A 20,733-nucleotide genomic window follows, 5' to 3' on the forward strand; every position below is an offset into this window, starting at 1 on the left:
CTCGTACTGGACGTACTTGGGTTTTTGGCCGGTGCGGCGAGAGTGCGTGCCGGGCGCCGTGGGTGCTGTGCGGGACTTTCGAAACACCCCCTAGTACTGCCTAATACTGCCCAGTACCGCCTAGTACTGCGTCTGCAGGTGCTCCCAGAACCCGTCCCGCAGGGCGCGGCGCAGGTCCGCCTGGCCGCGCAGGGAGTACTGGAGGATGCCCTCGGCCTCGACGAGGAGGTCCTGGTCGACGGAGCCGGGCAGGTAGGGGTGGCCGGGCAGCAGTTCCACCAGGGTGTCCCGGCCTCGGGCGGCGAGCCACTTCGCCGCGATCTGGGCACCGACGAAGCGGACGTCCTCGCGGGTGGGCCGGGCCGCGGCCGACGCGTCGTAGGCGTGGGCCGTGCGCCGGGAGACGTACGGCTTGAAGAACTCGAGGTCGAAGGTGCGCTGGCTGTCGACCTCCCAGAGCAGCGGCTCGGCCTGGTTGCGGCCTTCGGGGGCCTCGATGCCCCAGAGGTGGACCCGGGCGCCGTACCCCTGCGCCGCCTCCACCGCCGACACCAGGTCCTCGTCGCCGCCGAGGAGGGCCGCGTCGCTGATCGCGCGGTGGCGGGCGAGGGACTCCAGGTCGGAGCGGATGAGTGAATCGACGCCCTTCTGCTGGTTGTTGGCGTTGAGGTTGCCCAGGCGCACCTTGACGTCGGGCAGTTCGGCGATGGACTGCTGCTCGGCGGTGTGGATGCGGCGCCGGGCGCCGTCGTACCAGTAGACCCGCAGCAGCCTGCTGTCCGCGAAGATGGTGCGGGCACGGTCGATCAGCGCGTCGATGAGACCCTCGGCGTCGAGGTCGAAGGCCCGACGGTCCTCGGTCCCGGCCACCAGGCGGCCCGCGGCCGCGTAGAGGTACCCCGCGTCGACGAAGATCGCATGGGTCGAGGGCGTCTTCGCCACTTCGGCGAGCATGCGCTGGAGCAGCTCGTTCGTGCGGTCGATGCCGGCTTGCAGGGTCGCGAGGTCGTCGTTCATCGCCTCCATTGTCCCGGCGGTCACGCTGCGAACACAACCGGTCCCGGTCAGTCTCCTGAAGACGCCTTACCGGTCAGTAGTTAGTCGTTCGAAAAATTTCTTTAGCGTAGGGAATGTTTGTAACACGCAGCCCGTTGAATACGTATGTCACGACGACACCAGTAGTTCTCCGCAGGAGGATGACCAGACGAAGGGAGAAGCCATGCGCTTCGAGATCATGCGACTCGACGAGGTCGACGGCAGCACCGTGGACAGCACCGTCGTGGACGCCGCCTCCGTCAACCGGATCGTGCAGCAGGCCGCCGCCGTAGGGCAGCGACTGTGGATCCGACCGGCCGAAACCCCGGCCTCATAACAGACGCGTAGTACGCAGAAGCCTCAGAGCCCCCGTACGGCACCGATGCCGTACGGGGGCTCTGCGCATGGCGGACACGCGCGCCGTTCGGGCGCTCAGGCGTTCAGGCGCCCTTGATCACCTGCGTGACGCCGTTGATGATCTGCTGCACGGCGATCGCGGACAGCATCATGCCCGCGAGCCGCGTGACCAGGACGACGCCGCCGTCCTTGATGACCCGGATGATCAGCAGCGAGTAGCGCATCACGAGCCACAGCACGACGTGGATGGCGAGTATCGCGGTCCACACCGACACCTGGGTGGCGACACTGCCCGCCTTCTGCACGGCCAGGATCACCGACACGATGGCCCCCGGGCCCGCCAGCAGCGGCATGCCGAGCGGTACGAGGGCGACGTTGACGTCCTTGGTCTGCTTGGGCTCGTCGGTCTTGCCGGTGAGCAGGTCGAGCGCGATCAGCAGGAGCAGCAGGCCGCCCGCGATCATCAGCGCGGGAACGGAGACGTGCAGGTAGTCCAGGATCTGGTGGCCGAGGACACCGAACACGGCGATGACCCCGCCGGCCACGCAGACGGCCTGGAAAGCCATCCGCTTCTGCACCTTGGCGGGGCGTCCGGCGGTCAGCGCCAGGAAGATCGGGGTGATCCCGGGGGGATCCATGATGACAAAAAGGGTGAGGAACAGGGAGCCGAAGACGGCGACATCGAACATGGGTGAGCAACAGGCCTTGCTGGAAGAGGTACGGGGGGTGAAGTACGGGAGGGGGGGAGGGCCGGGCCTCAGGCTCCGCCGGTCCCCGGCACCGGGAACGCCCCGGTCGCGCGCCGCGTGATCTCCCCGTACACCTCGGGGTCCGTCGTGTACTCGCCCAGCGCCACGGTCTTCCGGCTGCCGTGGTAGTCCGAGGACCCCGTGACCAGCAGCCCCAGCTCCCGCGCCAGCCCGCGCAGCCGGGCCCTGGCGTCGGCGTCGTGGTCCATGTGGTCGACCTCGATGCCGTCCAGGCCGGCCGAGGCCAGCTCGGCGATGCGGGCCTCGGGCACCGTACGGCCCCGCTTGGCGGCGGCCGGGTGCGCGAAGACGCAGACTCCGCCCGCGCCCTTGACCAGCCGGATCGCCTCGAAGGGGTCGGTCTCGTGCTTCGCCACGAAGGCCCGGCCGCCGTCGGCCAGCCACTGGTCGGTGAACGCGTCGCTCACCGTGGGCACGACACCCAGCTCGACGAGCGCGGAGGCGACGTGCGGGCGCCCGACCGAGCCGTCTCCGGCGATGCGCTTCACCTGCTCCCAGGTGACCGGCACGCCCAGCTCGTTCAGCTTGGCGATCATGCCCTTGGCCCGGGGCACCCGGTCGTCCCGGACCAGCTCGCGCTCGGCGAGCAGGGCGGCCTCCTCGGGGTCGAAGAGGTAGGCCAGCATGTGCATCGAGACGCCGTCGACACGGCAGGACAGCTCGGCGCCGGTGACCAGGGTGAGGCCCTCGGGCGGCGCGGCGATCGCCTCGGCGTACCCGCGGGTGGTGTCGTGGTCGGTCAGCGCGACGACGTCCAGACCGGCCGCGGCGGCGTTCTTCACCAGTTCGGCCGGGGTGTCCGTACCGTCGGAGGCCGTGGAGTGGCAGTGCAGATCGATGCGCACGACGCGGACTCCAGGCAGGGACGGTACGGAAGGGGACACCTAAGGATAGCGGCACGGAGCGGTTGCCCTGTCACACCCGCAACCCCGCTGCGCCCCCTACAGCCGGCCCTCAGGGTTCCAGCAGCCGCGGGGACAGCGCGCCGCACGGCACCAGGTCCAGCTCCGCCCCGGCGTCCCGCAGGTCCGTGAGCACCAGCTCGTCGTACATCAGCAGCCCGGTCGTCTCCGGCCACACCACCGCCCACACCCACAGCCCGAGCGCCTCGCCCGCGAAGACGGCACGGTCGTCGGGGGTGCGGTAGACGTGCCAGAGCGGGGTCGGGCGGCCGGCGGCCAGGACCTTGGCCTGGGGCGGCTTCTCCACGTTCATGTACGGCCCCGGGTCCGGGGCGTCGATGCCCGCGTAGCGCGCGCCGAGACCGACGCCGAGTTCCTCGGCGACCAGGATCAGCTCCCCCACGCCGCCGAGCGGGCCGGGTCCGGAGCAGGCCACGGCGGTGGCGCGGCCGCCGCTGCGGTCGTCGCCCGCGTACCGCACGCCGGTGAACAGCCAGCCGACCGGCAGCGGCCACGGCATCCACACCGGCACCTGGGTGCGGTGCACGACCACGCTGAGCGCCTCGACGCTGGGCGGGATCACGGGCTGCAGCGGATGCACCGCCCCGTGCACATCACACTGCCACGAATCGGCGAAGAGGCCGGGAGCCCTGACCCGGCCACCACACTTCGGGCAACTGGGTTCGCCCCTCATAGGGCTCCACGGTCCTACCCGCACCGCGCCACGTCAAGGACGATCACCCGTCCGGAGGCGGCGCCTGACCAGCAAGAACTAGATGTAGCTTGCATTAATTAGCCACCCTAACGTATCGTGTGTATATACCAACTACCTCAGCGGACAGGAGAGAGGGCATGGACACCTTCGATGCGGGAGCCGGCGGCCTCCTGCGGCAGCCCAAGGCGGTCTGGGCGACGGCCGGAGCATCCGTCGTCGCCTTCATGGGCATCGGCCTGGTCGACCCGATCCTGCCGTCCATCGCCCAGGGCCTCGACGCCACCCCCAGCCAGGTCTCGCTGCTCTTCACCTCGTACTTCCTGATCACCGCCGTCGCGATGCTGCTCACCGGCTTCGTCTCCAGCCGCATCGGCGGCCGCAAGACCCTGCTGCTCGGCCTCGCCCTCGTGGTGGTCTTCGCCGGGCTCGCCGGCACCTCGGGCTCGGTCGCCGAGCTGGTCGGCTTCCGGGCCGGCTGGGGGCTCGGCAACGCCCTGTTCGTGTCGACGGCCCTCGCGGTCATCGTCGGGGCGGCGGCCGGCGGCAGCGCCGCGGCGATCCTGCTCTACGAGTCCGCCCTCGGCCTCGGCATGGCCTGCGGCCCGCTGCTGGGCGCGGTGCTCGGCAACGCCAGCTGGCGCTACCCCTTCTTCGGCACGGCCGCGCTGATGGCGATCGGCTTCCTGTGCATCACGGCGTTCCTGAAGGAGCAGCCGAAGCCCGCCCGCAAGACCTCGGTCCTGGACCCGATCAAGGCACTGGGCCACGGCGGCCTGGCCTCGGCGGCGGTCTCGGCGTTCTTCTACAACTACACGTTCTTCACCGTGCTGGCCTTCACCCCGTTCGTGCTGAACATGACCCCGTACCGCTCGGGTGCCGTGTTCTTCGCCTGGGGCCTGCTCCTCGCCGTCTTCTCGGTGATCGTGGCGCCGCGGATGCAGGCGCGGTTCGGCTCGCTGAAGGTGCTCGGCGGCTCTCTGCTGCTGCTCGCCGCCGACGTGCTCGTCCTCGGGTACGGCGGCCACACCGCCGCGATCGTCTGCACGATCCTGTCCGGCGCGTTCATCGGCGTGAACAACACGGTCTACACCGAGCTGGCCCTGGGCGTGTCGGACGCGCCGCGGCCGGTGGCGAGCGCGGGCTACAACTTCGTGCGGTGGTTCGCCGCCGCGGCGGCGCCCTACTTCGCGCCGAAGATCGAGGAGTGGACCGACATCCACGTCCCGTTCGCGGTCGCGGCGGTCACCGCGGTACTGGGCGCGCTCGTCGTCCTCGTACGGCGCCACGCCCTCGTCCACGAGGCGGAGGAGCTCGAGACCCCGCACGCCGTCGAGGACGGAGTCACCGTCTTCGCCAACTGACCGCTGGTGAGCGGCGCTTGGTGAGCTTGCTCACTCCAGCGGGACGGACCTGCGAGAGGGATCTCGCAGGTCCGTCCCGTTCGTCAGCCAGCGCTCCTGGAGGGCCTGCGCGCCGTGCACCCGTTTCCAGGCGGCCTCGTTCGGGGTCATCGGCAGCAGCGGCAGGAACCGTACGGGGTCCATCGGTTCGTCGAGCTCCAGATCCTCGACCAGCCCGCCCGGCTCACCGACCAGCACCGAGGTGAAGGGAGCGCCGGGCCACAGCGGTTCGCCCACGTCCAGGGAAGCGCCCGGCGCCACCACCACACCCTCCACCTGCGGGGACGCGGCGAGTACGGCCAGCGGGCGCAGCACCTTGTCGGTCTCCGCCAGGCCCGCGCGGACGGACAGGAACAGTTCGGCGCGGGGGCCCTTGACGGGGTCGGCGAGCATCGCCGTGGGGTCGGTCATGGGGTGCGCGGACATCCCGAGCGTGGCGTAGCGGACGACGTCCCCCTCCTGGAAGCGGAGCACCTCGATGCGGTCCGTGCCGAGGAAGGTGACCGCGGCGCGCGCGCCCGGCTCTCCCAGCGCGGTACTCAACCGGGCCTCGACAAGAGGCAGAACATCAACCATGCGGTGAGCATAGAACTCGTCAGCTCCGGGCAAAGCGGCGCCTTGACACTTCGGGCGGCTGGTACTCTGAGCCGGTGGTTCGGGGCAGCACGCAGAAGCGTCGCTATCGAGTCCCGACGCCGATGAGACTCCCTTACGAGGGACCGGCCGGAGGAGGTGGGGCTGTCATGGATCGAAGTCGACCGTGCAGTACCACTCGCTCTTCCGGCTGCTGATGAGTTTCTGGCTGGCTGCCACCTTCACGTTCGCGTCGTCGGGTCGTCGTTCGGCCGTCGTCCGGAAGAGCACTTCGTTTCGCTTTGCCTGATTTTCGTCTGATCTGCATCAGTTCTGAATCAGTAGCGGAACCGCCACCGCGACGGTGCGGTGCTCCCCGCTTTGTGGACGTGCCAAACATCCGCAGTGAATACGTCCTCATTCCGGGTAGTTCCACCCGTCGCCAGCGGTCTTTCGTTGCTCGCCCCGCGAAGGAGCCTGCCCATGTCGATGATCCGCGACCTGCGCGCCGTCGTCCGCCCCTCCCGTGTGTCGCTGCGCAAGGACACCGGCGTGTACGACACCACCCGTGACCCCGCCACCCCGTCGGCCGTCGTCGACTGCGCCGTCTACCGCGACGGCGCCCGCGTGGACTTCGGCAAGTCGCTGAGCCCGCAGGAGGCGATGCGCCAGGTGCGGCGCGACGGGGGCTTCGTGTGGATTGGGCTGCACGAGCCGACCGAGGCCGAATTCGCAGGAATCGCCGGTGAGTTCGGGTTGCACCCGCTGGCCGTCGAGGACGCCGTGCAGGCCCACCAGCGGCCGAAGCTGGAGCGGTACGACGACTCGCTCTTCACCGTCTTCAAGACCATCCACTACGTCGAGCACGACCGGCTCACCGGCGACAGCGAGGTCGTGGAGACCGGCGAGGTCATGTGCTTCACCGGCCGGGACTTCTTCATCACCGTCCGGCACGGCGGGCAGGGCTCGCTGCGGGCGCTGCGGCACCGGCTGCAGGACGACCCCGAGCTGCTCGCCAAGGGCCCCTCGGCGGTGCTGCACGCCATCGCCGACCACGTCGTCGACGGGTACATCGCGGTGGCCGACGCCGTGCAGGACGACATCGACGAGGTGGAGAACGAGGTCTTCTCGCCCGGCCGCAAGGGCGGGGTGTCCCGTGGCGTGGACTCGGCTCGGATCTACCAACTCAAGCGTGAGGTACTGGAGTTCAAGCGTGCGGTGTCGCCCCTGCTGCGGCCCCTCCAGCTGCTGAGCGAGCGGCCGATGCGGCTGATCGACCCCGACATCCAGAAGTACTTCCGGGACGTCGCCGACCACCTCGCCCGGGTCCAGGAGCAGGTGCTGGGCTTCGACGAACTGCTGAACTCCATCCTCCAGGCCAACCTCGCGCAGGCGTCCGTCGCGCAGAACGAGGACATGCGCAAGATCACCGCCTGGGCCGCGATCATCGCGGTGCCGACGATGGTGTGCGGGGTGTACGGGATGAACTTCACGTACATGCCCGAGCTGCACTGGAAGTACGGCTACCCGGTGATCATGGGCGTCACGGTGGTGATCTGCCTCGGCATCCACCGCACGCTGAAGCGCAACGGCTGGCTGTAGGACCCGCTGGATAGGCTGGGTGCCATGACAAGTCCTGAGCTGCTCGACCGGGCCCTCGTCGAGGAGGCCACCAAGAAGTCCGGCCTCGTCTGGGTCAAGGGCGCCGGCGCCCCCGCCGCGCGTGCGCTGTGGCACGTGTGGCACGAGGGTGCGGTGTGCCTGGTCGGCGACGGGCCCGGGGAGCAGCCGCTGCCCGGGCTGGCCGACGGCGGCTCGGCCGAGGTCACCGTGCGCAGCAAGGACAAGGGCGGCCGGCTGGTCACCTGGACGGCCACCGTGTCCGAGCTCGCGCCCGGCTCCGAGGCGTGGGAGGCGGCGGTCGCCGAACTGAAGGGCAAGCGCCTGAACGCGCCGGACGGCGAGGCGATGACGCGGCGCTGGCTCAGCGAGTGCCGGGTGCTCCGCCTGGTGCCGGCGGGGCCGTCGCTGCCGCTGCCCGAGGGCAGCCTGGCCGAGCCGCCGGTACCGACGCCGGCGACCACGCGCCGGCCGATCCCGGCGGGGCTGCCGCGGTTGCTCGCGAAGCGGCGTAAGCGGGGCTGAGCGGTTCGGCTCCGCCGGAGGCCGCTGTCGCGGCTGAGCACCACCGCGGCGGTATCCCTCGACCGCGGGTCGAACGGGCAAGCGTGAGCAGCCGGGGCTGAGCGGTTCGGCTCCGCCGGGGGCCGCCATCGTGGTCGAGCGCCGTCGCGGCGGTTTTCCTCGACCGTGGGTCGATCGGGCGCGGGAAGGTCTTGCGACCGCGGGACCAAGAACCCCGGCCACCAGCCCAACTTGCCGCACAGGGCAGCCACACCGAGGGGCAGCCGCACCTCACAGGCGACGCCCCTACGACGCCGGCAGCTGCTTCCCGTAGTCCACCGTCGATCCCTTGGCCGGTTCGGAGACCGAGAAGTCCTTGCCCCAGTCCGAGAAGCGGAGCGTCCCCGCTCCGCCGGCGCGGACGAGGCGGAGCGGATACGGCTTGCCCTCGAGGGAGACGTCCAGCGTGCCGCCGGAGCCCTTGTCGCCGGTGATGCGGATGGTGCGGACGCCGGACTGCTCGTAATGGCCGTCCCGCGCCAGCTCGCCGTGCAGGGTCAGCAGACCGTCGAGGAGGAGGTCCTTGTCCGTGAAGCCGCTGAACTTCTTGTACGCGGGGTCGCCCGTAGGCACCTTGACGTACTTGCCGCCGAGCTTGTCCGCGGTCCCCGCGTTCCCGTCGCTGCCGTCGGCGTGGTTCCAGAAGTCCGCGCCGGCCTTCAGATACAGCTGCTCGCCGACCCGCAGCAGCCGGAAGGTCGCCCCCTTCGAGGTCACCGAGCCCGTGCCGCCGCCGTCCTTCAGCCGCATGTCCAGCGTGTACGTGCGCCCGCTGGTGACCACGGTCCCCGACAGCCGCACCGCCCGCGCGGACCGGGCCACCGTACGCGTCTGCGACTGGATCTTGTCCGGGGCCAGCTTGCCGACCCCGTTCGTGCCCGCGTCCGGATCCTCGCTGCCGCTGCATCCCGCGAGCGCCGCCCCTGTCACGACCAGTGCGCACGTCGCGCTCAGCAGCGCGGCCCGCCGAGTACGGCCCTGGGGAATCGCAGTCACAGGTGGGGCTGCCTTTCTGACGGATCCTGAGCGGCGTACGGCAGCGTACCGGGGCGGCGGACCACGGGCGGAGCCAGTCCGTCCGGACCGCCCACCAGCGCGCCCGCCATCGGGACGGGCTAGCCTGAACCCCACCGAGCGGGCAATTCGGAACAAGGGGTCCTTGCACCAGGAGCGCCCGGTGAGGTCGCGTGGTCTGGTGCCGTGCATCGCAAGGCGCCGGAGCGCCCTCGTGGCGGAGCCACGTGGGCGTTTCGGCAACGCGGCGAGGTGCGGTGCCAGGCCGCGCGACCCGGGCGGGCCTGGTGCAAGGACCCCTCAGGAGCGCATCCAGCGCCACAGCCCGAAGCACGCCGTAAGTAAAGGAAGCACAGCCATGGCAGCCGGCGTCCCCCGCATCTTCGTCTCGCACCTCGCCGGTGTCCCCGTCTTCGATCCGACCGGCGACCAGGTGGGCCGCGTCCGCGACCTGGTCGTCATGCTGCGCGTCAAACGACGCCCCCCGAGGCTGCTCGGGCTGGTCGTCGAACTGACCACCCGGCGCCGCATCTTCCTGCCCATGACCCGGGTGACGAGCATCGAGTCCGGACAGGTCATCTCGACCGGTGTCCTCAACGTCCGCCGCTTCGAACAGCGGCCCACCGAGCGCCTCGTCTTCGGGGAACTGCTCGACCGGCGCGTCAAGCTCGTCGAGACCGACGAGGAGGTGACCGTCCTGGATCTGGCGGTGCAGCAGCTCCCGGCCCGCCGGGACTGGGAGGTCGACCGGGTCTTCGTGCGCAAGGGCAGAAAGGGCAGCGCCTTCCGGCGGGCCAAGGGCGAGACGCTGACCGTGGAGTGGTCCGCCGTCACCGGGTTCTCCCTGGAGGAGCACGGGCAGGGCGCCGAGAGCCTGCTCGCCACCTTCGAGCAGCTGCGCCCCGCCGACCTGGCCAACGTGCTGCACCACCTCTCCGCCAAGCGGCGCGCCGAGGTCGCCGCAGCCCTCGACGACGACCGGCTCGCCGACGTCCTGGAGGAGCTGCCGGAGGACGACCAGATCGAGATCCTCGGCAAGCTGAAGGAGGAGCGCGCGGCGGACGTCCTGGAGGCCATGGACCCCGACGACGCGGCCGACCTGCTCGCCGAGCTGCCCGAGGAGGACAAGGAGCGGCTGCTGAGCCTGATGGAGCCCGCCGACGCGGCCGACATGCGGCGCCTGATGTCGTACGAGGAGCACACCGCGGGCGGTCTGATGACCACCGAGCCGATCGTGCTGCGGCCGGACGCGACGGTCGCCGACGCGCTCGCCCGGGTCCGCAACCCCGACCTGTCCCCCGCCCTCGCCGCCCAGGTCTACGTCTGCCGCCCGCCCGACGAGACCCCGACCGGCAAGTACCTCGGCACGGTCCACTTCCAGCGGCTGCTGCGCGACCCCCCGTACACCCTGGTCAGCTCGCTCGTCGACGACGACCTGCAAACGCTCGACCCGGACGCCGCGCTGCCCGTCGTCGCCGGGTTCTTCGCCACGTACGACATGGTCGCGGCGCCCGTCGTCGACGAGGCCGGGGCGCTGCTGGGGGCGGTCACCGTGGACGACGTGCTGGACCACATGCTGCCGGACGACTGGCGGGAGACGGAGTTCCACCTGGACGAGGACGAGGGGGTGGACGCGCATGGCACCCGAGCGTGAGACCGGCGTCCGTGAGCGCACCCCGGCCGGGGCCACCGCGGCCACCCGGCCGCGCGCCCCCCGCCTCGACCAGCCGCGCCCGCCCCGGCGCCGGTTCCTGCCCGAATGGGACCCGGAGGCCTTCGGACGGCTGTCGGAGAAGATCGCCCGCTTCCTGGGCACGGGGCGCTTCATCGTCTGGATGACGGTCGTCATCATCCTGTGGGTGGTGTGGAACATCGCCGCGCCGGCGGTCCTGCGGTTCGACAACTACCCGTTCATCTTCCTGACCCTGATGCTGTCGCTCCAGGCCTCCTACGCGGCCCCGCTGATCCTGCTCGCGCAGAACCGGCAGGACGACCGCGACCGGGTCAATCTCGAACAGGACCGCAAGCAGAACGAGCGGTCCATCGCGGACACCGAGTACCTGACGCGTGAGATCGCCGCGCTGCGGACGGGCCTGGGCGAGGTGGCGACCCGGGACTGGATGCGCTCCGAGCTCCAGGACCTGCTGAAGGAGCTCGAGGACCGGCGGCGCCACGACGGGCATGTCGTAATCCCGGCAGAGCGGTCGCAACGGTCGCCCGGACGTGACGCAGACGACCGCTGAAGGGCTACCCGGAGGCCCCTCCGGGCGCCGTACCATCGTCCTATGGCTACGGAAGACGCGGTGCGCGAGGCACTGGCGACGGTGAACGACCCCGAGATCAACCGACCTATCACCGAACTGGGGATGGTCAAATCGGTGGAGCTCGGCGCGGACGGGGCGGTCGCGGTCACCGTGTACCTGACGGTCTCCGGCTGCCCGATGCGCGAGACGATCACGCAGCGCGTCACCGAGGCGGTCTCCCGGGTCGAGGGCGTCACCCGCGTCGACGTCACGCTCGACGTGATGAGCGACGAGCAGCGGCGCGAGCTGGCGACCGCCCTGCGCGGCGGCCAGACCGAGCGCGAGGTCCCCTTCGCCAAGCCCGGCAGCCTGACCCGTGTCTACGCGGTCGCCTCCGGCAAGGGCGGCGTGGGCAAGTCCTCGGTGACGGTGAACCTCGCGGCGGCGATGGCGGCCGACGGTCTCAAGGTGGGCGTCGTCGACGCCGACATCTACGGCCACTCGGTGCCGCGCATGCTGGGCGCCGACGGCCGCCCCACCCAGGTCGAGAACATGATCATGCCGCCGTCCGCGAACGGCGTGAAGGTCATCTCCATCGGCATGTTCACCCCGGGCAACGCGCCGGTCGTCTGGCGCGGCCCGATGCTGCACCGCGCCCTCCAGCAGTTCCTCGCGGACGTCTACTGGGGCGACCTCGACGTCCTGCTCCTGGACCTGCCGCCCGGCACCGGCGACATCGCCATCTCGGTGGCCCAGCTGGTCCCGAACGCCGAGATCCTGGTCGTGACCACCCCCCAGCAGGCGGCGGCCGAGGTCGCCGAGCGCGCGGGCTCCATCGCCGTGCAGACCCACCAGAAGATCGTCGGCGTCGTCGAGAACATGTCCGGGCTGCCCTGCCCGCACTGCGGCGAGATGGTCGACGTCTTCGGCACGGGCGGCGGCCAGCTGGTCGCCGACGGCCTCACCCGCACCACGGGTGCGACCGTCCCGGTCCTCGGCAACATCCCCATCGACGTCCGCCTCCGCGAGGGCGGCGACGAGGGCAAGCCGGTCGTCCTCACCGACCCGGACTCCCCTGCGGGTTCCGCACTGCTGTCGATCGCGGGGAAGCTCGGCGGCAGGCAGCGGGGGCTTTCGGGGCTGTCACTGGGAATCACGCCGAAGAACAAGTTCTAGGGCTGCCTCTGCGACACGTACGACGAGGGGGCCGCCGTCTTCAGGGACGGTGGCCCCCTCGTCGTATGCCTCCGCGCGGTCGCGGTCAGTGGCCCCGCTGCCCGCCCTCGCGCCCGGGGCACAGATCGAGCGGCGTGCACAGCTGGATCACACGGTAAGAGCCTCCCCCGGCCCCCGCGGCCGGCCCGGCCTCCTCATGCGGCACGAACCGCCACTGCGAGGCCTTGGTGTGCCGCGTCCTGTCCGCCTTCTCCACATGCGTCTGGAGCGTGCGGGACCGGGGGTCGTTCGTCTCCACCAGTACCTCGTCCGCGGCGACCGGGAAATGGTCGTGCAGGAGGCACAGGCCGAAGCGGTTCAGGTTTCCGTGTTTCTCCAGCACTGCCACCAAATCCCCGACGAATTCCGCGTCCCCTGGTCCCAGCCCCTCGGCTTCCTCGAAGCGAGGCAGCGGATTCGTTGAAACGGTCACCTCTGCGTCGGTCATGGTTCCTCCGTCAAACGGTTGACGGTCACCGGACGTTTCCATTCTCGGCCGGTGATCGTACTCGCGCAAATGCCACCGGCAGCATCCGATGGAGTGGGCGTTCGAGCTCGCACTGTGTGTCTGCGCATGACATGTACAACACCCTGCCTAAATTCGCCGGGGACAGGGAGAGGTGTGGGCGCGATGAGGAAGACCCGGTGGTGCTGGCGGCTTCTGTGGCTTGTCGTCCTCACGGTCGTGGGGTGGGGTTGCGGGACCGCGCAGGCCGAGGTGAATGCTCGGGACGGCTGCCGAGCGGATCTGCTCGGCTCCAGCCAGGTCACCGCGCACATCCGGTTCGACAAACACCCCCCGGCTGCCGCCATGGCCACTTCGGACATGGAGATCGAAGTACCGAAGACATGGCCCTTGGCCAGTCATCTGACATACAGCGAGGGATCCGTTCCCTATCGAGAGGCGATGGGGTGCCTGCTCCGGAGACAGCACAACCCTGGCACACAGAACGAGTGGCGCCCGCACAATCCGCTGGTGAATGCCAGGAACGACACCGTGACGGTGAACTACACCGCGTTCAACCCGATCGACACCAGCAATACCGGCCCGAAAAACATCCAAGTCGGCCCCTGGGTGATCCAGAAGGCCGGCGGAATGAAGTGGCGTGTTCTCCTTCAGCCGCCGGCGCTTCAGAACATTCGCTGGAAGTTGATCGACGCCAAGCTCAGCGGCCTCGATTTCAACGACCTCTCCGACCGGGCGTCGTCCGTCAGCTCGGACACCCTGACATGGAGCGGTCAGTTCCCCAGCAGTGTCCGGATCGACGTCGACCTTCCCTGGCAACGTTCCCTGGCATTGAGTCTCACCGGGTCGGGATCGCCGCTGTGGAGTTCAGTGGCGATCGCCTCATGGTGGGTATGCGCCTCGGCCGTGATCGCACTGGCCGCACTCCGTGCCCAGCGGAAACAACCGGCCGCCGGGCCGCGGGTGCCTCAGGAGCCGCCGCGGGGACGGGCTCTTACGCAGACACTGGTGTACTGGACCTTGCTCAATGTGGCAGTCGCCTTGACACTGCTGCTGCTCATTCAGCTGCAGGGCATCTCAGCCCGGTGGCACGCTCTCATCTGCATCCCCGCGGGCTGGGCCCTGGTGCTCGCCGCCTGCCCCTGGAACCGAGGCGGGTCCCCCGGCGCCGTGCCCGCCGAGCCCACCGACTCCGGAGGTCTGCGGCGCCGTCAGGCTCGCGTTGTCATCGCAACCGCTTCATCGGTGGCGGGAACCGGCTTTCTGGTGGTGCTGGCCCATGACCTCTTCGGGCTGCCCGAGACCCTGGAACCACAAACGGCGACTCTCTTCGGTCGCTGCGCGCTTGTCCTGCTGGGGCTTGCGACCATGTGGCTGTGGCTGGCCGCGATGACTGCCTGGGCATGGCGTTTCGCCCGGGAAGGAGGACTGGTCCGGGCCGGCTGGATCGCCGAGTGGGACAGGTCACCGGGCCGGTGTGTCGCTGTCGTGGGAGCCGCGCTGGCGGCCGTCTCGGGGGCCTTGCTCGTGTGCCTGTGGTGGGCGACGCAACGTCGGTGGGAGCGCAGCACGTGGCTGACCGAGCAAGCGAATTCGGCTCAGTACGGGAGGCAGGTGAACAAGGTACTGGCGAACTTCGCCCTCACCGACCTCACATGGGTCTTCGCCTACAGCTGGGTTCTGACCGGTATCGCGCTGGTGGCCCTGCTGCATTTTCGGGCCCGTCAGCCGCCACGATCCCCGCACGATAGCGCATACTTCTCCATCGGGCCGAGCAACTCCGATCTTCTGCTGATCGTCTCGGCGTTCTCCTTGTTCGTGGGGATCAGGGCCGCCATCTTCTCAGGTTTCAGCGCACTGAACGGCGCTTGGCTCCTACTGAGCGTCTTCACCTTGTACATCGCCCTTACCGTAGGGCGGCGGTATTCGACACTCAACCAGCTGGGAGATCGCTTCTGCGTGCAGAAACTGAACAGCAAGAGATGCAGGCGCGAATTGATGAAGAAAGCCCACGAGTACCGCCAGTTGAATCACCAGATGTACTTGCTGGATCAGGGCCGGGCCAGCAGTGCCACCTGCGAACAACTGGAGGAAAAGCTGCACGGACTGCACCAGTGGCTGGTTTCAGGATGCGGGGGAACCAGTCCACCGGAACAGGTTTCCGTGCTGGACGTCGCGCTGAGCCTGGGACCGGAGGCGCATTGGTGGGACAATGCGATGCGCGCGGCACGACTGGCCTTCTGTTTCGGCATCCCGGCCAGTGGCGCCCTCACCTACTACCAGGTGCAGGACACGTTGGGGCAATTGCAAATCTATTTCAGCCCCACCGGCCTTCCCCAATTCGTTGCGAATTTCATCGTCTACCAGCTGGCATGGGCGGTAGCCGGTTTCACCCTGGGCGCGCTGTGGCGTCTGCTGCCCGGACGTCAAGGTCCCCTACGCGCCTGGAGCCTCACAGCCGCCTATGGCGGCCCCATCTGCCTGGCTTTTCTCCTCATTCGCATCACTGGCACGGACCCCGGGCAGTTCTCCCTGTACATGGTGCTCCTGCTGTCCGTCCTTACGCTCACCAGCATCTGGATGGACATGGCGACGTTTCGGGGAGAACGGCAGTACTGGCCCAGCCGCTCCGCCCTGCTGATGTCGATCTACCAGCTGCGAGGCTTTTCCAGTCAGGTCGCCTGGATTCTGGTACAGGTCACGGCCGCCGTGGGGATCTGGTACAACCTGACCCGCCATTAGGACGTGCACCGGGTCCAGATGCCGCTCGGCCTCCGGACCCGAGCCGGTGAAGCACCGCGCTACGCGTACGCCGCGATGTCCTTCACCACGGCGAAGCCCAGCCCGTACGCGCTCATGCCCCTGCCGTACGCGCCCAGGTGCACCCCGGCCTCGGTGGACCCGGCGAGTACCCAGCCGAACTCCGACTCGCGGTAGTGGAAGGGCGTGGGCACGCCGTCCACGGGCAGGGAGAGGGTGGACCACTCCGGGCCGGAGAGGTCGTCGGCCAGGGCCCAGGCCGTCTCCGTCTGCTGGTCCAGCCAGTCGTCGCGCAGGCTGTGGTCCATCTGGCCGGGCCAGGTGAAGGACAGCAGGCCCACGCCGGCCAGCCAGGCCGCCGAGGAGACCGAGGTGGCCTCCAGCAGCCCCGTGCCGTCGGCGCTCCTGCGGGACGGATTCGCGGCGACGGTGACCACGACCGCGAACTTCTCCCTCGGCTCGTCCCCGGACGCGGCGGTGTGCTCGTTGCGTACGGAGGGTTCGTCGCCGTGCCCGATCGACCCGTGCTCGACGGCGCCGTCGGCCGCCATCCCGACCTGCATCAGCCGGCGCGGTCCCGTGAACGCCTCGTCGAGGCCGTACCAAGGGAAGGGCGCCAGCAGGTAGCCGTCGACCGTGCGCCGGGCGGAGGCGAACCGTTGTCCGCCCTCCGCGGCCGGCGTCTGCGCGACTGACCGACTTGTCGTCTCCATGTGCCCGGACGCCTCCTAGCTCTCGTCGGACCGGGGCGGCCCGCCCCCCTTCGGACGTACTCGCCCGGTCCGCACAACAACTCGGCAGCATATCCACACTGCTGAGCGAGGATGGGGAGCCGCCCGGCGCGTAGGTCGCACGGCGGGCGGTTCGTGCCGCGCACGAGCACGTCCGGAGTAGTGAGACGCGTCACGAACCGCGCTGGTGTACGAGGCTCAGGTGGCGTCGGCGTCGAAGGGCGGCCGGTCGTCCTTGTCGGCGTCCTCCGGCTTCTTCGTCATGTCGACACGGCCGCCGGACGACGAGGAGGAAGGCGAGGAGGGCGACGCGGAGGCTTCGCTCTCGCGGCTGTTGACGGCGTCGGTGACCTCGGCCATCTCCTTCTTCAGGTCGAAGCCGTTGCGGATCTCCTGGAGCCCCAGTTCGTCGCTGTCCAGGTGCTTGCGGATGAACGTCTTGGGGTTGAGGTCCTCGAACTCGAAGTCCTTGAACTCGGGGCCCATCTCCTGCCGGATGTCCGCCTTGGCGCTCTCGGAGAACTCACGGATCTTCCGGATCGTACGCGTGACGTCCTGGATGACCTTGGGGAGCTTGTCCGGACCGAAGACGAGCACGGCGAGCACGACGATCGTCACCAGCTCGAGTGGTCCTATGTCATTGAACACCTGAAGCTCCTCGCGATGTCCTCGGTCCTCGGCCCTCAGCGGTCTGCGGTGCGGGTCTTCCGTGGTCCGGGCCGGATCCACGGTACCCGGCGTACCTGTCCGACCGGTACCGTCCCGAGGTGTCCGACCGGGTGTGGGCGGCCGGTTTTCCGGGTTGTTTGCCTTGTCGGGCCATACGTCCGGCCCTTGCTGTGGGGTTTCTGTCAGTTGCTGTCCGACGACCCCAGCACGAGGGAGACCTCCCGGGTACGGCTGTCGCGCCGGACGGTGAGGCGCAGGTGGTCGCCGGGGCGGTGCGCGCGGGTCCTGATGATCAGCTCGTCGCCGGAGTGGACGGCCTTGCCGTCGACCGCGGTGATGACGTCGCCCGGCTCGAGGCCGGCCCGGTCACCGGGGCCGCCCACGGTGACCGCGGGACCGCCGTTCCCGCCCTTGGTGCCGATGCGGGCGCCGTCGCCGGCGAAGTCCATGTCGAGGGTCACGCCGATCACCGGATGGGTCGCCTTCCCCGTGTTGATCAGCTCCTCGGCGACGCGTCGGGCCTGGTTGACGGGGATGGCGAAGCCGAGGCCTATGGAGCCGGCCTGGCCGGCACCGGAGTCCGAGCCGCTGTCGGCGGAGCGGATGGCCGAGTTGATGCCGACCACCCGGGCCCGTGAGTCGAGCAGGGGCCCGCCGGAGTTGCCGGGGTTGATCGGGGCGTCGGTCTGGAGCGCGTCGACGTACGACACGTCGCTGCCGTCCCCCTGCTCACCGCCCGCCGTGATGGGCCGTTCCGTGGCGCTGATGATGCCGGAGGTGACGGTGTTCGCTAGGTCGAAGGGGGCGCCGATGGCGACGACGGGGTCGCCCACCCGGACGTTGTCGGAGTTGCCGAGGGGCAGGGGCGTGAGCCCGCGTACGTCGCTGACCTGGACGACGGCCAGGTCGTAGCCGGTGTCCCGGCCGACGATCCGGGCTTTGGCGGTGTCGCCGCCGCTGAAGGTCACCGTGATGTCGCCGCCGGCCGCGGCGGGCTGGACGACATGGTTGTTGGTGAGGATGTGGCCGCGCGTGTCGAGGACGAAGCCGGTGCCGGTGTCCTGCTGGTCGCTCGCCTTCACATGCAGCGTGACGACACTGGGCAGCGCGCGGGCGGCGATCCCCGCCACGCTGTCCGCGGGGCGCCCGGCGGGCTCCTTCGCGGCCTGCGGCAGCCGTACGCTCCCCATCCCGCCCTCGCGTTCCAGATACACGCCCACGGCACCGCCGATGCCCCCGGAGACCAGCGCGAGCGCCAACGCCCCGGCCACGAGGATCCGCCTGGCCCGGCTGCGCCGCTGCCGCACCGTGGGCACGGCGGCACCGGTCTGCTGGAGCGGAGCGTGGGCGGGAACCGAGGCCTGTTCCGAGGCCGGTGCCGAGGCCGGTGCCGGATCTGCCCAGGGGTCGTAGCGGTGCCACGGGTCGACGGGGGGTGGGGGTGGGGGTGGGGTGGCTGCGTCGGGGGCGAGGGTGGGGGCCGGGAACGCCGTGCCGTGGGCCGGTGTCGCCGCCGGGTGCTGGACCGGCGGGGCAGGCGCCCACGGGCCCGGCCGGCCGTACGGCGGGGTGCTGTACGGGTCCGGGTCGTGCAGGGGCTTGGGGCGATCGGCGGACGAGGGCGCCGGGGCGGCCGCCGTGGGTGCCTCGGACCCGGTCACCGCCTCCCGCTCCCCGCCCAGCGGCTCGCCCGCCTCCCGAGTCGACGGGCCGGCCGGTTCGAAGTCGTCCCCGGCCGGACCGCCGGGGCCCGTCGTGGGCCGTGCCAGCTCGAAGTCGCCGTCGGTCGGCACGCCACCCGGCGTGGGCTCGCCCTTCTCGGTCTCCCCCGGCCGGGCCCCGTTCCCCTCGTTCATGTTCTCCCCACGGCTCGCCGCGGCCCGGCTCGTCGATGGTGGCCGCGGATCGTCGATTCCGCGCCCCGGACTACACCGCGGGCGCGACCCACACAGGATTCAACCAGGTGTGCGGGCCGGGGCGCAGAGGCCGGTCAGGGGGCGAAGCGTGAAGCGGGGTGTGAAGAGGGGGACGGTGAGGGCGCGGACGTCGTGTCCGGGACCGGTGCGGCGAGCAGGCCGGGGCCGGTGGCCTCGGGGGCCGAGGACCACGAGGTGAGGGCGAACGGCGGGGTCGGAGCGAGCGGACGTATCAACGGGGACATGACGGCGGCACCGACCACCACCGGTGTGGTCAGCGTGGCCCTCTGGCCCCGGCCGGTGGTGGGCGACGGCTGCCCGGGGAGCAGCGGCGCGGAACCCGCAGTCGGCGCCGATGGTGCCGTCGGGGTCGCCAGCCGCGTGCTCTGCGCCAGCAGCGGCGCGTTCGAGCGGCGGCGCTGGTTCTCGGCCGCCGGCGTCGCTCCCGTGCCCGCCGTGCGGGCCGGGGCCACGCTGCCGCCGGTGCCGGAACCGCCGCGGACGTCGGCGGTCGGGTCGGCGGGGAAGCCGACGGTCACCCCGCCCAGCGCGACCGCGGCCAGCGAAACCGCCCCGGCGGCGACGAACGCGAACCGCCGCCCGCGTGAGGCGGAGCGGTCGGTGTCCGGCCGGCCGACGGGGTGGATGCGGAAACCGCGGTCGGCGGGGTCGGCGGCGGGGGTGTGCGGTCCGGCGGGGACGTAACCGAACTCGAACGGCTCGCCCCGGCTCACTCCGAAGACCCCGGCGCCGGAGGCTCGTCCGGGGAATCCGCCCCCGCCCAGCGGCGCACCACCGCCGTCCGGGTCACCTCCCCCGGGGAGCCCCTGGAGGCGGGCCAGGAAACTCTCGGAGGGCGGCGGAGGGGCAGCCTCCGCGAACACGTTCTTCAGCCGGCGCTGCGCGTCCGCCTCAGCCTTGCACCGGGCGCAGGTGGCCAGGTGGGCCAGGACACGATCACGCGACTCATGACCGAGCTCTCCGTCCACCAAGGCGGAGAGTCGGTCTCCCAGGTGCTCATCTGCCAGTTGTCCCTCGGCAGGTTTCGGCCGTGATCCACTCACGCGGTCGCGCTCCCTCCCCTGAGGACGGGGACGCGGGCCACGAAGGAGCGCCGCTCGGCCGCCCGGGCCTGGGGCGAGCGGTGCGCCAGGGCCTTGCGGAGCTGGGAGCGGCCGCGGTGGATGCGGGAGCGGACCGTGCCGAGCTTCACGCCGAGGGTCGCGGCGATCTCCTCGTACGACAGTCCTTCGATGTCGCACAGGACGACCGCGGCGCGGAACTCAGGCGCGAGGGTGTCCAGGGCCTGCTGGACGTCGGCGTCGAAGTGCGCGTCGTTGAAGGCCTGCTGCGGGGTCGGCTCCTTGCTGGGCAGCCGCTCGGCCGCGTCCTCGCCGAGGGCGTCGAAGCGGATGCGCTGCTTGCGCCGGACCATGTCCAGGAAGAGGTTGGTGGTGATGCGGTGCAGCCAGCCCTCGAAGGTGCCGGGCGAGTACGTCGACAGGGAGCGGAAGACGCGGACGAAGACCTCCTGGGTGAGGTCCTCGGCGTCGTGCTGGTTGCCCGTGAGACGGTACGCCAGCCGGTAGACCCGGCCGCTGTGCGTGCTGACGATCTCCTCCCAGGTGGGCGGAGTCCACGCCTGCCCGTCCGCGTCGGTGGAGAAGGTCGCGGTCTGGGCGACGTCGGCCGTGTGGCCGTGGTCGGCAGCGGTGTCGTTCACGGATTTCGGCCTGCCCGCCGATCCGAGGAAGCGCCGTAGCACTCCTCTGCGATCCACAGG

20 protein-coding genes are annotated in these 20,733 nt (G+C 70.4%); 8 read left to right on the top strand and 12 right to left on the bottom strand.

Annotation, left to right across the window (positions count from 1 at the left end; all coding sequences use genetic code 11):
- Nucleotides 1-120: 120 nt before the first annotated feature.
- Complete coding sequence (locus ACH45E_RS34365; RefSeq protein ID WP_361457808.1) at nt 121-1,026, bottom strand: NYN domain-containing protein; 906 nt, start codon at nt 1,024-1,026, stop codon at nt 121-123.
- A 193-nt stretch (nt 1,027-1,219) separates the two neighbouring features.
- On the opposite strand from ACH45E_RS34365, the gene ACH45E_RS34370 reads away from it, so the two are divergent.
- Nucleotides 1,220-1,372: a hypothetical protein gene (locus ACH45E_RS34370; protein ID WP_355935990.1), complete on the top strand. Its 153-nt coding sequence runs from the start codon at nt 1,220-1,222 to the stop codon at nt 1,370-1,372.
- Between the two features lie 103 nt (nt 1,373-1,475).
- Here the strand turns inward: ACH45E_RS34370 and ACH45E_RS34375 are convergent, their stop codons facing one another.
- The 3 genes from ACH45E_RS34375 to ACH45E_RS34385 all read right to left on the bottom strand — a co-directional run bounded on the left by ACH45E_RS34375 (nt 1,476) and on the right by ACH45E_RS34385 (nt 3,758).
- A complete protein-coding gene (locus ACH45E_RS34375) occupies nt 1,476-2,081 on the bottom strand; it encodes a MarC family protein (protein ID WP_361457798.1) in 606 nt (201 codons plus the stop codon).
- A 68-nt stretch (nt 2,082-2,149) separates the two neighbouring features.
- Nucleotides 2,150-3,007, bottom strand: coding sequence for a PHP domain-containing protein (locus tag ACH45E_RS34380; RefSeq protein WP_361457795.1), 858 nt, complete (start codon nt 3,005-3,007; stop codon nt 2,150-2,152).
- 109 nt (nt 3,008-3,116) lie between these two features.
- Nucleotides 3,117-3,758: a DUF6758 family protein gene (locus ACH45E_RS34385; RefSeq protein WP_361457792.1), complete on the bottom strand. Its 642-nt coding sequence runs from the start codon at nt 3,756-3,758 to the stop codon at nt 3,117-3,119.
- Nucleotides 3,759-3,916: 158 nt separating this feature from the next.
- On the opposite strand from ACH45E_RS34385, the gene ACH45E_RS34390 reads away from it, so the two are divergent.
- Entirely contained in the window at nt 3,917-5,140 is a 1,224-nt protein-coding gene (locus ACH45E_RS34390; protein WP_361457789.1) for an MFS transporter, read from the top strand.
- Nucleotides 5,141-5,170: 30 nt separating this feature from the next.
- Here ACH45E_RS34390 and ACH45E_RS34395 read toward each other — a convergent pair whose 3' ends face one another.
- A complete protein-coding gene (locus ACH45E_RS34395; RefSeq protein ID WP_361457786.1) occupies nt 5,171-5,755 on the bottom strand; it encodes a suppressor of fused domain protein in 585 nt (194 codons plus the stop codon).
- Nucleotides 5,756-6,235: 480 nt separating this feature from the next.
- Between ACH45E_RS34395 and ACH45E_RS34400 the strand changes: the two genes are divergently transcribed.
- Nucleotides 6,236-7,354 (top strand): magnesium and cobalt transport protein CorA, encoded by a 1,119-nt coding sequence (locus tag ACH45E_RS34400; protein ID WP_361457783.1) that lies wholly within the window; start codon nt 6,236-6,238, stop codon nt 7,352-7,354.
- Nucleotides 7,355-7,378: 24 nt separating this feature from the next.
- Complete coding sequence (locus ACH45E_RS34405; protein ID WP_361457780.1) at nt 7,379-7,897, top strand: hypothetical protein; 519 nt, start codon at nt 7,379-7,381, stop codon at nt 7,895-7,897.
- Nucleotides 7,898-8,182: 285 nt separating this feature from the next.
- Here ACH45E_RS34405 and ACH45E_RS34410 read toward each other — a convergent pair whose 3' ends face one another.
- The gene (locus tag ACH45E_RS34410) at nt 8,183-8,932 is read right to left on the bottom strand and encodes a hypothetical protein (RefSeq protein WP_361457777.1); all 750 of its coding nucleotides are present in this window, start codon (nt 8,930-8,932) and stop codon (nt 8,183-8,185) included.
- Nucleotides 8,933-9,308: 376 nt separating this feature from the next.
- On the opposite strand from ACH45E_RS34410, the gene ACH45E_RS34415 reads away from it, so the two are divergent.
- Genes ACH45E_RS34415 through ACH45E_RS34425 form a run of 3 tightly spaced genes read left to right on the top strand, consistent with a single transcriptional unit; the run spans nt 9,309 to nt 12,369 of the window.
- Entirely contained in the window at nt 9,309-10,604 is a 1,296-nt protein-coding gene (locus tag ACH45E_RS34415) for a magnesium transporter MgtE N-terminal domain-containing protein (RefSeq protein ID WP_361457774.1), read from the top strand.
- The gene (locus tag ACH45E_RS34420; RefSeq protein WP_361457771.1) at nt 10,588-11,193 is read left to right on the top strand and encodes a DUF1003 domain-containing protein; all 606 of its coding nucleotides are present in this window, start codon (nt 10,588-10,590) and stop codon (nt 11,191-11,193) included. Before ACH45E_RS34415 ends, ACH45E_RS34420 begins: the two co-directional genes overlap by 17 nt.
- A gap of 42 nt (nt 11,194-11,235) precedes the next feature.
- Nucleotides 11,236-12,369: an Mrp/NBP35 family ATP-binding protein gene (locus ACH45E_RS34425; RefSeq protein WP_361457768.1), complete on the top strand. Its 1,134-nt coding sequence runs from the start codon at nt 11,236-11,238 to the stop codon at nt 12,367-12,369.
- An 85-nt stretch (nt 12,370-12,454) separates the two neighbouring features.
- Here the strand turns inward: ACH45E_RS34425 and ACH45E_RS34430 are convergent, their stop codons facing one another.
- A complete protein-coding gene (locus ACH45E_RS34430; RefSeq protein ID WP_361457765.1) occupies nt 12,455-12,856 on the bottom strand; it encodes a hypothetical protein in 402 nt (133 codons plus the stop codon).
- A gap of 183 nt (nt 12,857-13,039) precedes the next feature.
- Here ACH45E_RS34430 and ACH45E_RS34435 point away from each other — a divergent pair, with 183 nt between their 5' ends.
- Entirely contained in the window at nt 13,040-15,616 is a 2,577-nt protein-coding gene (locus tag ACH45E_RS34435) for a DUF6185 family protein (protein WP_361457762.1), read from the top strand.
- Nucleotides 15,617-15,675: 59 nt separating this feature from the next.
- Here the strand turns inward: ACH45E_RS34435 and ACH45E_RS34440 are convergent, their stop codons facing one another.
- From ACH45E_RS34440 to sigE, 5 genes are all read right to left on the bottom strand, one after another.
- On the bottom strand, nt 15,676-16,347 hold the full coding sequence (locus ACH45E_RS34440; protein ID WP_361457759.1) for a hypothetical protein: 672 nt from the start codon (nt 16,345-16,347) through the stop codon (nt 15,676-15,678).
- A 216-nt stretch (nt 16,348-16,563) separates the two neighbouring features.
- Complete coding sequence (locus ACH45E_RS34445) at nt 16,564-17,013, bottom strand: sec-independent translocase (RefSeq protein ID WP_361457756.1); 450 nt, start codon at nt 17,011-17,013, stop codon at nt 16,564-16,566.
- A gap of 203 nt (nt 17,014-17,216) precedes the next feature.
- Entirely contained in the window at nt 17,217-18,890 is a 1,674-nt protein-coding gene (locus ACH45E_RS34450) for a trypsin-like peptidase domain-containing protein (protein ID WP_361457753.1), read from the bottom strand.
- Nucleotides 18,891-19,024: 134 nt separating this feature from the next.
- The gene (locus ACH45E_RS34455) at nt 19,025-20,014 is read right to left on the bottom strand and encodes an anti-sigma factor (protein WP_361457750.1); all 990 of its coding nucleotides are present in this window, start codon (nt 20,012-20,014) and stop codon (nt 19,025-19,027) included.
- Nucleotides 20,011-20,715, bottom strand: a complete 705-nt coding sequence (sigE, locus tag ACH45E_RS34460; RefSeq protein ID WP_361457805.1) for an RNA polymerase sigma factor SigE — start codon at nt 20,713-20,715, stop codon at nt 20,011-20,013. Before sigE ends, ACH45E_RS34455 begins: the two co-directional genes overlap by 4 nt.
- Between the last annotated feature and the right edge of the window lie 18 nt (nt 20,716-20,733).

The organism is Streptomyces sp. NPDC020299 (assembly GCF_044387825.1).
In the GTDB taxonomy this organism is placed as follows: domain Bacteria; phylum Actinomycetota; class Actinomycetes; order Streptomycetales; family Streptomycetaceae; genus Streptomyces.

Coding starts and splice junctions, on each gene's coding strand:
- ACH45E_RS34425 (WP_361457768.1), top strand. CDS start 11,236: ATGGCTACGGAAGACGCGGTGCGCGAGGCACTGGCGACGGTGAACGAC.
- ACH45E_RS34430 (WP_361457765.1), bottom strand. CDS start 12,856: ATGACCGACGCAGAGGTGACCGTTTCAACGAATCCGCTGCCTCGCTTC.
- ACH45E_RS34365 (WP_361457808.1), bottom strand. CDS start 1,026: ATGGAGGCGATGAACGACGACCTCGCGACCCTGCAAGCCGGCATCGAC.
- ACH45E_RS34440 (WP_361457759.1), bottom strand. CDS start 16,347: ATGGAGACGACAAGTCGGTCAGTCGCGCAGACGCCGGCCGCGGAGGGC.
- ACH45E_RS34435 (WP_361457762.1), top strand. CDS start 13,040: ATGAGGAAGACCCGGTGGTGCTGGCGGCTTCTGTGGCTTGTCGTCCTC.
- ACH45E_RS34370 (WP_355935990.1), top strand. CDS start 1,220: ATGCGCTTCGAGATCATGCGACTCGACGAGGTCGACGGCAGCACCGTG.
- ACH45E_RS34375 (WP_361457798.1), bottom strand. CDS start 2,081: ATGTTCGATGTCGCCGTCTTCGGCTCCCTGTTCCTCACCCTTTTTGTC.
- ACH45E_RS34385 (WP_361457792.1), bottom strand. CDS start 3,758: ATGAGGGGCGAACCCAGTTGCCCGAAGTGTGGTGGCCGGGTCAGGGCT.
- ACH45E_RS34395 (WP_361457786.1), bottom strand. CDS start 5,755: ATGGTTGATGTTCTGCCTCTTGTCGAGGCCCGGTTGAGTACCGCGCTG.
- ACH45E_RS34450 (WP_361457753.1), bottom strand. CDS start 18,890: ATGAACGAGGGGAACGGGGCCCGGCCGGGGGAGACCGAGAAGGGCGAG.
- ACH45E_RS34415 (WP_361457774.1), top strand. CDS start 9,309: ATGGCAGCCGGCGTCCCCCGCATCTTCGTCTCGCACCTCGCCGGTGTC.
- ACH45E_RS34420 (WP_361457771.1), top strand. CDS start 10,588: ATGGCACCCGAGCGTGAGACCGGCGTCCGTGAGCGCACCCCGGCCGGG.
- ACH45E_RS34390 (WP_361457789.1), top strand. CDS start 3,917: ATGGACACCTTCGATGCGGGAGCCGGCGGCCTCCTGCGGCAGCCCAAG.
- ACH45E_RS34405 (WP_361457780.1), top strand. CDS start 7,379: ATGACAAGTCCTGAGCTGCTCGACCGGGCCCTCGTCGAGGAGGCCACC.
- ACH45E_RS34400 (WP_361457783.1), top strand. CDS start 6,236: ATGTCGATGATCCGCGACCTGCGCGCCGTCGTCCGCCCCTCCCGTGTG.